We start from the raw sequence: 12,947 nt of genomic DNA, 5'->3' as shown, positions 1-12,947 counted from the left end.
TCTGGAACACTTATGTCAGATTGCCAGGGATGGCAAGAATCTGACCTTGTGTCTGGAACACTTATGTCAGATTGCCAGGGATGGCAAGAATCTGACCTTGTGTCTGGAACACTTATGTCAGATTGCCATGGATGGCACAAATCTGACCTTGTGTCTGGAACACTTATGTCAGATTGCCGGGGATGGCAAGAATCTGACCTTGTGTCTGGGACACTTATGTCTGATTGCCATGGATGGCACGAATCTGACCTTGTGTCTGGAACACTTATGTCAGATTGCCATGGATGGCAAGAATCTGACCTTGTGTCTGGAACACTTATGTCAGATTGCCAGGGATGGCAAGAATCTGACCTTGTGCAAGCTTGTCCTGTTAGTGGCCCTTAGACTCCCAAGGTGTAATTCCGGTCATATCATCGAGATTATATGGCGTTAGCTGATAGACATAATAGTTAAGCCAATTACTTACCAGTAAACTACCGTGACTATGCCAACGCGCGATAGGTTCTTGCTGTGGATCATCATTTTTAAAGTAGTTTTGCGGTAAGTCAGGTGTTAAACCCTGAGCGAGATCGCGCAGGTATTCATCTTTCAAGGTCGACTTTTGATATTCGGGATGACCCATTACAAACAGGTTTCGATTATTTTTACTGAGCACCATATACGCGCCAGCCTCATCAGATTCGGTCAAGATCTCAAGCTCTGGATGCGCGCGGAGTTTGTCGATATCCATCTCAGCAAAACGTGAATGTGGTGCAAAAAACTCATCATCAAAGCCACGTAGCAAGGGATAGTGTTCAGTGGTGCGACGGTGAGTAAAGACCCCAGAGCGCTTTGTTGTAAGCAATGAACGGTTTAAATCAAACAGATGATAAAGCGCAGCATGCGCAGCCCAACATAGGAAAAGGACTGAGGTAACATGCTGTTGTGACCAATCGATAATCTCACGAATATGATCCCAGTAAGATACGTCTTCAAACTCGATTTGCCCCAGCGGCGCACCTGTGATGATTAGACCATCGTAGTTTTTCTGACGTACTTGCTCGAAATCTCGATAGAAATTATTCATGTGATCAATCGAGGTATGCCTAGACGCTTTATCGTGAATTCGTAGCAGATCTACATCGACTTGTAGCGGAGTATTACCTAAAAGGCGTAACAGCTGGGTCTCGGTCTCAATTTTATTGGGCATTAAATTCAGAATTAATACCTTCATTGGACGAATATCTTGATTCGCAGCCCGAGTTTCGCACATGACGAAAATGTTCTCTGACTCCAAGATCTCTGCTGCGGGCAGATCATCGGGAATTTTAACCGGCATAACGCGCCTCTTTCTAATTTGAGTGACTATCAGAAGAGACGCGCTGGTTAAATTAACTCTCAGTCAATTAATTTAACGCGCCACCTTCTGCACTAAAACTGACATTGGCTCACTTGAGTCCAAATCAATTCGGTAAGATTGTGTGTTAATAAACATCAATTTGTCGTCAAGACTAATGCGCGCCCCTATCGTGTAGGTATGGCCGTCTTCAAATTGATCTCTATTAATCAAAAACTGAAAGGGTGTTGGTGTGCTCACGTCATTACGCTCAAATTCTGCAATCACTTCGGCTGGCGCATCCGCTAAAGACACATCCTGAACCTGAATCGTAATCACCGCATCTTCCGGCAGCATCATGCGTTCTTTGTACCAAACCTCACCTTGGATCTCCACCACTGCATTAGATGTTGCACAACCCGTCAACATACTTGCTGCTACCGCTAAAGGTAATAAAGGCTTAAACCACTGTTTCATATTTACGCTCCTAATAATACATTAAGACTTCTAGAAGTCTATATGTCCGTACTTGAATTTTATATCAGTTTATTAAAAAGTCTTACACACACTAACGACCGATCCTTCAATCAACAAAATGTGTTCTCACAATCCTTGTCACAGCAACAGACAATTAATCTTGTTCTAATACACTTATCTTTCTATGATAAGTTACCTATTCGAAGTCGAATACCCATATGACACAAGCAACTGCAATAATTGTGGGCGCTAGCTCATTACTCAGCCGTGAAATTGCAAAACAACTTGCAGATGAAGGCGTTGAACTGGCCCTATTAGCACAAGATCCACAATCTCTTATCGAGTTTAGCCAATCCTTGCCCACTAAGGTGCAAGTTTTTCCGCTACAAATTGATGAGCCTGACGCCATCATCAGTAGCTTGAATGCGGTTTGGCACTCGCTAGGTGGCGCTCATCTTATATTGGTCAATACTGGTTTAACTCATTATGATCCTGAGCTGCCTTGGCAGCCAGAGCAAGATATCATCACAGTTAATGTGCAAGGCTTTTCAGCCATTTGCAATACGGCCTTTAGGTTATTTCGCGATCAAGGCTATGGTCAGCTTGCAGCCATTAACTCAATTGCTGGTCTGCGCGGTGGCCCGAGTGTGGCTTATCATGCCTCTAAAGCTTATGCACAAAACTACTTTGAAGGCCTAAGTATGCATGCCCAGCGTTTAAAGCTGCCTATCACTATTACCGATATCCAGTTGGGCATGTTAGATAAAGCGGCCATGCAGAAAAATCGCCTCTGGTTATCGCCGCTGCCAGTTGTGGCAAGTCAAGTGATTAAGGCGATGAAAGCGGGTAAGCGTAAAGCCTACGTCACTAAACGCTGGCGCTTAGTGGCATGGTTAACCAAAGGCTTACCGGAGTTTGTTTACAATACTCGCCATTGGAAGACCAAAGAACAGAAGAAAGCTGAGCGCGCCGCTAACAAAGAATCTAAGTAATACTAGACTATCCCGCCCATTAAAAAGGAGCCAAATGGCTCCTTTTTAATGGGCGGGATAGTCCAACTTAGCTAATCTTAGAAAGTGTAACCTACGCTCACCATATAAACCCAAGGGTCGATATCTGTATCAACCTTTTGCGCTGCGTCGCCTAAGTTAAACTTCACATCAGTGCTGATCTGTGCGTACCAAACTGAAGCATTAATTAGCCAGCTATCATTGATTTGATAATCTAGGCCCACTTGGGCTGCCGCTCCCCAAGAGTTTGACAAGCTCAATTCTGACAAACCTAAATCTTTAGCTTCTTGAGTGAACTCATTGTCATAGAAATTAGTGAAGTTAACACCAGCACCGATATAGGGACGTAGTTTAGATTGTGCATCCCCGAAGTAATATTGAACAACTAAGGTTGGTGGTAGCTGCTTAGTCTCGGCGATCTTACCTAACGAACCTAATGAAATATCATGACTAAATGGTGTTGCAGCAAGTAGCTCAATGCCTATGTTATCAGTGATCATATAACCAAAGTTCAAACCAAGCTGGGTATTATCGCTCACACTAAATTCTGCGATATCGGCAACGACTGGGCTAGATTCATTTGGGGCAACTACGGCAACACCGGCACGAACGATAATATCGCCAGCTTGGTGAGCAAGTGCTGAAGAGGTAAAACCAGTAGTGAGCAGGGCCGTCGCAATCAAACCAGAAACGATACTTTTGTTCATTATATTACTCCATCAATACAACATGATATGCTGCTTTTATTATCAATATCCTTACAATTGCGTTCATCCTGCCAGAACATCAGCACTCAAAACTTGATCTAAATCAACTCACAACCGAGATACCCACTTAGATATAGATTAAACCGATCTGGATCACACTAATCAAACACATATAGACATTGCACCTTTGATATTTGTGAGAAAAGCACGCTTTGATCACTTTACACTCAGAGGTATACATTGCTTGTGGACACAATTAATTAACGTACTTTTACAGTTCGATTATCACTAAAGATCAAATATGGGTAATAACAATATTGAGGGGGCTTGATAAATAAGTGGACTCGCAACAAGTCGTTGCTATTCAATGCTTACATAAGCAAATATGCAGTTTTAGAAGTGTGTGGATTTTTCAGCTGATTGACTAAATAAAAAACTTAAGGCACAGCCTTAATAATAGCGACCAGAAACAAACTAAACCGAAATAAACCGTGACCCGAGTGACAATGTCAAATGACAATCTCGAGGGATGAGCTATAAAAATCTGGAACCATAAGCGCGCAAATGAAATGACATATCTAGCCAGCGCTACTGTAACGTTTTGAGGCTCGGTATTTGATAAAGCCAATCAATAGAAATATGACCGTTGAAAGCAAAAAGGCCGTTGAGCCAAAAAGATCTTGCTCTACAAGGTTATAAAGCAGGCCTAAAAACATGACAAACGATCCGATAAAGTAATCACTCGATTTAGATAATAAGTTTGTTTTCATTGGTGATTCCTTTCATCAAAACCAGCACACTAACATGTTAGTAAAGATCAAGCCACCGCCCCCATACCATTAGTCAATGCCGCACCACATGTTGACAAAAGTAGCTCACCACGAAGAGAGGCAATAGCTCAAGCCGTTTAAGTGCCTGTTCTTTAGCTTCGTACTCTTCGTGAAAGCGCAGCGCTTCGTGGTGAGATGAGCATTTTGGAAAGAGTTATGCTGGTCCTAAATTCTCTTCCAATAACTCCTTATGGCCGTCAAGATTAATGCCTAGAACAAGGAAAATCGACTTCCTGATAACTCGCTTATGTTGGCGGATTTTAATGACGATACAATCTGGATAAACAACGGGATAAATAGCATCTAGAGGGCGGATTTGTCATTCATCAAAAGCTTGGACGATATCACGAGTGCTCGCGCCTTGAGAGTAGAACCACAGGATTTTTTCATCCATAGAGGTCAATCTAGATTGCTGCTTTTTGACTAATTGGGGTTCAAAACCACCATCACGCTCACGTGGGGTATTAAGCTCGAGCTGACCATCTTCGGTCTAGATCCGTTTGCTCGTTTTACCGTTACGGCTATTAGGTGAGGTTGATGGGGGGCGTTTCTCATAACCAAGATGCTCATCCATCTCAGCATTAAGGGCGGCCTCTACAGTGATTTTTTTGAGCATCTGACTAAATTGATTTAAGTCTTCAGGTGTTTTAATGCTTTTAGCCGCTTATTGAGCAAAAGCCTCAATATCTTTTTTGTTCATGAGTATCTGCCTATCCTTGACTCTTTTTAGACTACAGTTTGATAAGCAGTGACACAAAGTTAGTTACAGTCTCGGCTGTCACTGTTTCTAAGATCTAATAGCACAGGCTATTTCAGCATACCCGTCTCAATTGCGCCATGAAGCTTAGTTTCAAGCACAGACCAAAGCTTTCTACTGCCTTTACCAATTCGACTGTTCACATTCAGCACTTGCTCTTTAGCAATATCATTCTCTTTCCAGCTATGACCATCACCATGAAGATTGTGCAGTAATGGCGGAACTCGGTCGATAGCCTTAGCAAATCTAGCATCCGCCGTATTCCCCGCTTCAAACTCACGCCACAATGCCAAGTATTGCTCAGCCTGCCCTTGAGGCAACAAGCCGAATATACGCGTTACCCCAGCTTCCTCCTTTGCCTTCAATTCAGGAGTTTCACTGGCATAGATAATGGTATCGCCTGCATCAATCTCTCCCACATCGTGGATAAGTAGCATCTTTATAACACGATCAATATCCACGGGCTCGTTAGCATAGTCCTTTAGTATCAATGCAGTAAGACATACATGCCAAGAATGCTCTGCAGAGTTTTCATAGCGCTGTAAACCTACTGGCCGAGTCTTACGCTGCACATCTTTTAGTTTCTCAAGTTCAATAACAAAATTGAGAATTTGTTCAATATCGTTCAAAATCCATCTCCAATATTTTATTAACCTGTCGGGATAATATCTCAGCAAATATCCTAGTTATGCGAAGCTTTTCTTCAGCCAATAACGGCTGTGTCCTTGGGAGTAATTTTCAAGCTCCCCAAAAACTTCATACCCCTGCTTGATATAAAAGTCAGCAGCTTGATAACTAAAACTTGTTAAGTGAGAATGACTCGCTCCATTTTTGCTCGCCTCGGCTTCAATACGAGTTAATAGCTCAATCCCATAGCCTAACCCTCTAAGACTCTTTGCCACCCATAATGAGTCAATCCAAAGCCAGCCGAAGTTGTCAAAATTACCTTGTACGCCGCCTTTTAATTTACCATCTTGGTCATGAAGCAAAAAAGACAGCTCATAGCGTCCGGTATTACCTACAATTGGTTGCGTAAAACGTTCAATTCCATCCCAAATAGTCTGCTGTTCGTTATCAGATAGCTTATCTTTGCGTGTTATTTCCACTTTCAATTCAAATTTCCTTTTGTCTAAATCCCCAAGCAATTAGCTCCCACGCATTACTTTGCGCTATCCCCTGAAAAGATGCTATTCCCCTGAAAAATGCTCTTCCTGCAACGACTAAATCATGATTATAAAGAGATAGCTATCGCTTAATAAGCAAATTCACTGAGTCAATCGTACTTAAATCATAGCTATAATGTTGCTGGTCTTATTAATTAATCCTATGTTTAGTTGAGTCACTATATTTATTGTTAATAAAAACACTTTACTACTGGAGATTAGGATATGAACAAATGGGTAATAGGCATAGTCACCGTTGCCGTACTAGCCTTTGGGAGCGTGATTGGTTTTAATCTTTTTGTTAATAAGAAAATAGCGACCACTCTCGCCAATCTCCCTGAACCAATCTATCCCGTTACCATAGAGAAATTAACCCCTAATACTTGGGATCAAAACATTAAAGCTATTGGTTATATTGAGCCTAACCAAGGGGTCGATATTTCTAATGAAGTGGCGGGTTTGGTCACTGCTATTAATTTTGAAAATGGCGATAACGCCAAAGCCAATACCACCTTGGTCAGTATCAATTCATCAGTGCAAGCGGCACAGCTAAAGGAGCAACAAGTCCAACTACCCGCAGTGAGAGATGATTACAACAGACAGCTCAGACTCTACCGAGACAAATCTATATCACAGCAAAGTTTGCAGGCTGCTCAAGCGAAATACGAAGCACTGCAAGCCAACATTGAAAGTCTTCAAGCTAATATTGAACTTCGTCAAATCAAAGCGCCATTTAATGGCGTACTTGGGATTAGAAATATCAACCTTGGACAATTCCTTTCAACTGGCACCGATATTGTTCGCCTAGAAGACTTATCGGTAATGCGAGTTCGCTTCAGCGTCCCTCAGTCTCAACTAGGTAAACTGAGTGTTGGTCAAGCGATTACATTAACCGTAGACCCCTACCCTGAACGCATATACTCAGGAAAAATTAACGCGATTGAACCTGTAATCAATTATAAAACGGGCTTAGTGATGATTCAGGCACAGTTGCCCAATGATGATCAAACATTGCGAGGTGGCATGTTCGCCGAAGTCAGTGTTGCCTTAAGTAATCTCGATCAGCAATTTGTTCTGCCGCAGACAGCCATTGTATTTGCTTTATATGGTAACTCTGTATTTGTAATCGATAAGCAAGGTGATGACACCCGAGTTAAACAGGTCACCGTTGAAGTATTACAAAGAAACGGTAACTACGCGTTAGTTAAAGGCGCCTTAAAATTTGATCAAGACGTTGTGACAACCGGTATTCTCAATCTTGGTAATAATACTAAAGTCAGCGTAACACCGAACCCAATTTCGCTTCCAGATAAAATGCCGAAGCTGTAGGAGCGACATATGAATTTCACCGACACTTTTATTCATCGCCCTGTCATGGCGGCTTCACTGAGCATTTTACTCTTTATTCTTGGCCTCAATGCGATAAAAGATCTGCAGGTCAGACAATATCCAGAGATGACCAATACCGTCATTACAGTAACGACGCCATATCCTGGCGCCGATGCCGAATTAATTGAGGGCTTTATCACTCAACCCTTAGAGCAGGCCCTATCTCAAGTAGACAATCTTGATTTTATGACCTCATCAAGCCAACTTGGCACCTCGACTATTATCCTAAATATGGTGCTCAACACCAACCCTGAAGAGGCGCTGGCAAATGTATTATCACAAATCAACTCGGTAACGAACCAATTGCCGAAAGAGGCCTATAATCCTTCGGTCACCTCATCGACAGGGGCGACTACCTCCATCATGTATATCTCTTTTTTCAGTAAAGAACTCGACTCCAGTCAAATCGTCGATTACCTTGAAAGAGTTGTAAACCCTCAGCTATCAACCGTTAACGGTGTCTCCAACATTCAAATGATGGGCGGTACCCCCTTCGCACTCCGAATATGGCCGAACCCAATAAAACTGGGGCAATATAACCTTACCACAGCCGATTTAATCAGTGTTTTACAACAAAATAACTACCAATCAGCAGTCGGTCAGTTTAATAGTAGTTTCACCATTTTAAATGGCACAATTGATAGTCAAGTCGACACCGTTGACGGGCTAAAAAAATTAGTCATTAAAAGTGATAGTGGCCAAATTGTACAGCTACAAGATGTGGCTGATATCAGCCTTGGAAAAAGCAGTGACAGCACTCGTGCGCTCGCTAACGGTCGAGAAGCCGTGATTATTGGTATTAATGCCACTCCGACAGCGAATCCACTTGATGTTGCCGCAGGAATACGTACGCAGTTTACTTTGATTGAAAAAAACCTCCCGACTACCATTCAATCGACGCTAATCTATGACTCTACGCTAGCCATTACAGACTCGATTAATGAAGTGGTAAAAACCATCGCAGAAGCCGCTGCTATTGTCATTGTGGTCATCCTACTTTTTCTTGGTTCCTTCCGTGCGGTTATCATTCCGATTATCACTATCCCACTGTCTTTAATTGGCGTGATGGCTGTAATGCAAGTATTTGGTTTTTCTATTAACCTCATGACATTACTCGCCATGGTATTAGCGATAGGTCTGGTGGTTGATGATGCTATTGTGGTGGTGGAAAATGTAGATAGGCATATCAAAATGGGGGCAAAACCTTTAGAAGCAGCGTTGGTTGCGACGCGAGAAATCGCTGTGCCCGTTATATCCATGACCATCACATTAGCAGCCGTTTATGCGCCGATTGCATTAATGGGCGGCGTTACAGGTTCGCTATTTAAAGAATTCGCCCTCACGCTAGCAGGTTCTGTGGTGATTTCAGGCTTTGTCGCACTGACTCTTTCGCCCATGATGTGCTCAAAGATGCTCAAACCACACTCTCAACCGAGCAAGTTTGAAGAGACTGTTGAACGAGTGCTCGGTGGCTTAACCGCACGCTATCACAAAACGTTGCTTGCGGTACTTGATCATAGGCGTGCAATGGCATTTTTTGCACTCATCGTGCTCGTATCCCTGCCCATCATATTTAGTTTCATTCCTTCTCAACTGGCACCGGATGAAGATCAAGGGGTTGTGGTAGTGATAGGTTCAACACCATCAACATCGAATAATGACTATATCCAAGCCAATATGGAGCTCATTAACCAGATTATCTCCAAGCAGCCACAAGTAGAGGCATCATTAGCATTAGTTGGAGTTCCTACAACGAGTCAAGGGCTAGCTATCGCTCCACTTGTACCTTGGAGTGATAGAGCGCTAAGCCAAAAGCAGATCTCAGCAAACGTTAATAAACAAGCCAAAAAAATCCCAGGGATTACCGCCACCGCTTACCAAATGCCTTCACTTCCAGGGGCGTCTGGCGGCTTACCTATTCAGTTTGTTATCACTAGCCCTGCAAGCTTTGAAACTCTCTATAGCATTGGTAATAAATTATTGGAAAAAGCAAAGAAGAGTCCACTGCTTGTTTATACCGATTTGAACCTAAAATATGATTCAGGCTTGGTACAACTAAAAATTGACCGTGAGGCTGCAGGAGCTTACGGGGTTACCATGCAGGAAATAGGCTCGACACTCGGTACAATGATGGGTGGCGGCTACATTAACAGGGTTAATATTGATGGTCGCTCTTACGAGGTTATTCCCCAAGTGGATCGCGTCTATAGGGCCAACCCTAAGTTAATTGACCAGTTTTATGTCACCGCGCAAAATGGCACAGCTATCCCCTTATCTAGCTTAGTCAGCTATAGCGTCAATGGTAATGCTAAGTCCTTACCCCATTTCAATCAAATGAACTCCATATCGATTGAAGCTGTGCCGGCTCCTAATGTCGCAATGGGTGATGCGATTGCTTATTTCGACCAATTGGCAAAAACAGATTTACCTCCGGGCTATACATACACCTTTATGGGGGAAGCACGCCAATTCGTCGAAGAAGGTAGCTCTTTGTATGTTACTTTCGCCCTCGCTCTTGCCATCATCTTTTTGGTTTTAGCCAGTCAATTTGAAAGTGTACGCGACCCATTAGTCATTATGTTCACCGTGCCTCTCGCAATTAGCGGCGCGTTAATCGCCCTAGGGTGGACACATGTATCAGGTGAAACATCACTTAATATATACTCACAAGTGGGGTTAATTACACTGGTTGGACTGATAACCAAGCACGGCATTTTAATGTGTGAAGTCGCCAAAGAGGAGCAAATACTTAAAGGCGCTTCAAAACATGATGCCATCATTGAAGCTGCCACAGTGAGACTTCGCCCGATTCTTATGACTACGTCTGCCATGATTGCAGGGTTAATTCCATTATTGTTTGCCAGCGGAGCGGGCGCTGCTTCGCGCTACAATATCGGTTTAGTGATCGTTGCAGGACTTGCGGTAGGAACACTGTTCACGTTGTTTGTTCTGCCCGTGATGTACACCTATATCGCGAGTAATCACAAGTTTCATGAAGGGCTTGATGAGCAGCAAAGCAATATAAGCGATGACGCTCAGCTAACACCGCACTAATTCCAAATTAATGCCAAATTAATGCCCCCCCTTTTACCATTGTGAGTAACGATAGCAATGGTAAAGGGCTTGGCGGCATACTAAAAATACCCTCCCCAAAAAAAATATAAAACACAAAAGGCCAATACAAAAACCAATACAAAGACTTAAATACAAAGGCTTAAATAACAAGACTTAAATAGCAAAACCCTAGCCAGATTTTAAACCGAAATTTGAGCATCAACACTCAAATAGCACGACAACTTGATGAGTCACTCCGTGAGTAAAAACTCATTCAAAGGCAAGCAAATTTGCTACAGGCTAAGCTAAAAATGAGGGTGTTAACAGCTTGCTCAATGCCCATACATTTTATCAAAGTTGGGAATTTTCTTTTCCCATATTGGCACCTCTTCTCCAATGATGGCTTTAAGCGTGTTAATAAATAATTTAGTTTTGATGGGAGCGTCTCGATGCGGATACACCGCATAAAACGTACCTAGATCGTTTAAATGTAGCTCAGTCATTATTGGAACAAGCTTCCCCTCGAGAATTTCGTTCTCAATCATCTGCGCTGTAACCACAGCCAGCATATTGCCCGCGACAGCCGTTTTGGTGATCATTTCAACATCATTAACTTTATAAACCACATTCAATTGCAGCTGTTTTGTTTCCTTGCTGGCATCAAGATAAGAGAACTTATCAATAAGCAACCCAGGAGCGGCGTAAACCGCAGCGGGTAAAGCCTCTAGTTGTTCAAGCGTCTTTATTTCACCGTGTTTTTTGATGAACTCTGGAGCGGCCACAATCAATAGCCGGTTTCGCGCAATCTTTCTAGTAATCAGGTTTGAGTCTTTTGGTTTGCCAATACGAAAGCCAATATCAAACCCCTCACCAACCATATCGATGAGCCTATCTTCTAAACGCAGTTCAATATCAACATCGGGATATTGTTGCTGAAAAACCAACACTGCTTGCTGTACATGTTGACGACCAAACAAGGTCGAGCTGGTGATCCGCAGTACGCCTTTGGGTTCAGAATGATAATACTGTGCCAATCGATGGGAGTCATTTAACAAAGTACGCAATGATTTTGCTTGGTTCACCATTTCATGACCCACTGCGGTTAAAGAGAGTGAGCGTGTGGTGCGATTTAGCAAATGCACCCCTAGTTCATGCTCAAGTCGGCTGATCTGTTTAGAGATAACAGATCTATCAACATTTCTTTGTTCGGCCACCTTACTAAATGAGCCCAGTTCAGCGACTTCAAGCAGCAGTAATAATCGACTTGGAAAATCCATACACCCTCTTTGTTGCATTTTTAGCACCAATCAAGTGCCAGTTTACGTATTTTTCTTAGCTTATAACAACTTTATAGTAGCTACACTTTAATGGCTTAAACAAACCGAGCCGACTAAATCATGAGGAAGATATTATGAGCACGTTATCAATTAGCCACAGCGAAGGCATAGCCACTGTTAGCATCAATAATCCACCATCGAATGTAATTACCAGTGATTTGATCAACGAAGTTAACGCCTTTGTTTTATCGTTAAAATATGACCGTGATACTAAAATAGTGGTGTTTAAATCGCTCCACCCACTGTTCTTTTTAGCTCACTTAGATCTGCATGTAATCAACGGTACGCCTGCTGGTCAAGCTGCATCGATTGAGTTTAATCACATGATCACCAACATTAAAGCCATGAAGCAGCTTTCTGTTGCCGTGGTAGATGGCGTCGCTCGCGGCGGTGGGGATGAATTTGTGATGGCCTGTGATTTGGCTTATGCAACAGAAAATGCTGTATTTGCTCAACCTGAAATCCATGTAAACATCCCTACAGGTGGCCAAGGCGCAGTGCAGTATGCTCGCAGGATGGGCAAAAACAAAGCACTACAGGCCTTATTATTAGGTAATGACTTCACAGCTCAACAAGCTGAAGCATTAAATATCATTACTCAGTATGTTCCCAAAGCCGAGATGGATGGCTTCTTAGCCCAGGTACTTGGCGTTATTAGCTCGTTAGAAATTCGTAATATTGTGATGTACAAAGAGATTATCGCGGCATCAATAATAGATGAAGATGCTGGCGCCGAGTTAGAGCTACGCTATTTTCTAGAACGTGCAAAAGAGAATAAAACACAAGCCATCATAGATGCATTTATCAAGCATGGTGGACAAACTGACCGTGAAGCAAAAGATATTCAAGGGATCTTTGTCGATACGGCAGCAGAGCTTGCCAAATAATTCAATGGCTAGATGCTCATC

11 protein-coding genes and 1 pseudogene are annotated in these 12,947 nt (G+C 42.7%); 4 read left to right on the top strand and 8 right to left on the bottom strand.

Annotation, left to right across the window (positions count from 1 at the left end; genetic code table 11):
- Positions 1-370 precede the first annotated feature (370 nt).
- Together metA and ACVBIL_RS14745 are read right to left on the bottom strand one after the other, a co-directional pair.
- Positions 371-1,318, bottom strand: a complete 948-nt coding sequence (gene metA / locus ACVBIL_RS14750) for a homoserine O-succinyltransferase MetA (protein WP_447167728.1) — start codon at positions 1,316-1,318, stop codon at positions 371-373.
- 72 nt (positions 1,319-1,390) lie between these two features.
- Positions 1,391-1,792 carry a YbaY family lipoprotein gene (locus tag ACVBIL_RS14745; RefSeq protein ID WP_447167727.1) on the bottom strand — a complete coding sequence of 134 codons (402 nt, stop codon included), beginning with the start codon at positions 1,790-1,792 and terminating at the stop codon, positions 1,391-1,393.
- Positions 1,793-2,010: 218 nt separating this feature from the next.
- Between ACVBIL_RS14745 and ACVBIL_RS14740 the strand changes: the two genes are divergently transcribed.
- Positions 2,011-2,784 carry an SDR family NAD(P)-dependent oxidoreductase gene (locus ACVBIL_RS14740; RefSeq protein WP_447167726.1) on the top strand — a complete coding sequence of 258 codons (774 nt, stop codon included), beginning with the start codon at positions 2,011-2,013 and terminating at the stop codon, positions 2,782-2,784.
- A 77-nt stretch (positions 2,785-2,861) separates the two neighbouring features.
- Here the strand turns inward: ACVBIL_RS14740 and ompW are convergent, their stop codons facing one another.
- The 5 genes and pseudogenes from ompW to ACVBIL_RS14715 form a co-directional block, all read right to left on the bottom strand.
- On the bottom strand, positions 2,862-3,512 hold the full coding sequence (gene ompW, locus ACVBIL_RS14735; RefSeq protein ID WP_447167731.1) for an outer membrane protein OmpW: 651 nt from the start codon (positions 3,510-3,512) through the stop codon (positions 2,862-2,864).
- Between the two features lie 575 nt (positions 3,513-4,087).
- Positions 4,088-4,279: a hypothetical protein gene (locus tag ACVBIL_RS14730; protein ID WP_447167725.1), complete on the bottom strand. Its 192-nt coding sequence runs from the start codon at positions 4,277-4,279 to the stop codon at positions 4,088-4,090.
- 238 nt (positions 4,280-4,517) lie between these two features.
- Positions 4,518-4,991: pseudogene (locus ACVBIL_RS14725) on the bottom strand (transposase); the annotation flags it as partial.
- A 155-nt stretch (positions 4,992-5,146) separates the two neighbouring features.
- On the bottom strand, positions 5,147-5,725 hold the full coding sequence (locus tag ACVBIL_RS14720) for an HD domain-containing protein (RefSeq protein ID WP_447167724.1): 579 nt from the start codon (positions 5,723-5,725) through the stop codon (positions 5,147-5,149).
- A gap of 57 nt (positions 5,726-5,782) precedes the next feature.
- The gene (locus ACVBIL_RS14715) at positions 5,783-6,241 is read right to left on the bottom strand and encodes a GNAT family N-acetyltransferase (protein ID WP_447167723.1); all 459 of its coding nucleotides are present in this window, start codon (positions 6,239-6,241) and stop codon (positions 5,783-5,785) included.
- A gap of 243 nt (positions 6,242-6,484) precedes the next feature.
- On the opposite strand from ACVBIL_RS14715, the gene ACVBIL_RS14710 reads away from it, so the two are divergent.
- On the top strand, positions 6,485-7,588 hold the full coding sequence (locus ACVBIL_RS14710) for an efflux RND transporter periplasmic adaptor subunit (RefSeq protein WP_447167722.1): 1,104 nt from the start codon (positions 6,485-6,487) through the stop codon (positions 7,586-7,588).
- 9 nt (positions 7,589-7,597) lie between these two features.
- Entirely contained in the window at positions 7,598-10,702 is a 3,105-nt protein-coding gene (locus ACVBIL_RS14705) for an efflux RND transporter permease subunit (protein ID WP_447167721.1), read from the top strand.
- Between the two features lie 332 nt (positions 10,703-11,034).
- Here the strand turns inward: ACVBIL_RS14705 and ACVBIL_RS14700 are convergent, their stop codons facing one another.
- Complete coding sequence (locus tag ACVBIL_RS14700; protein ID WP_447167720.1) at positions 11,035-11,979, bottom strand: LysR family transcriptional regulator; 945 nt, start codon at positions 11,977-11,979, stop codon at positions 11,035-11,037.
- A gap of 134 nt (positions 11,980-12,113) precedes the next feature.
- Between ACVBIL_RS14700 and ACVBIL_RS14695 the strand changes: the two genes are divergently transcribed.
- On the top strand, positions 12,114-12,926 hold the full coding sequence (locus ACVBIL_RS14695) for an enoyl-CoA hydratase/isomerase family protein (RefSeq protein WP_447167719.1): 813 nt from the start codon (positions 12,114-12,116) through the stop codon (positions 12,924-12,926).
- The last annotated feature ends 21 nt before the right edge of the window (positions 12,927-12,947 follow it).

The organism is Shewanella sp. 125m-7, assembly GCF_052977045.1.
This window is presented reverse-complemented; position numbering and strand designations above follow the sequence as displayed.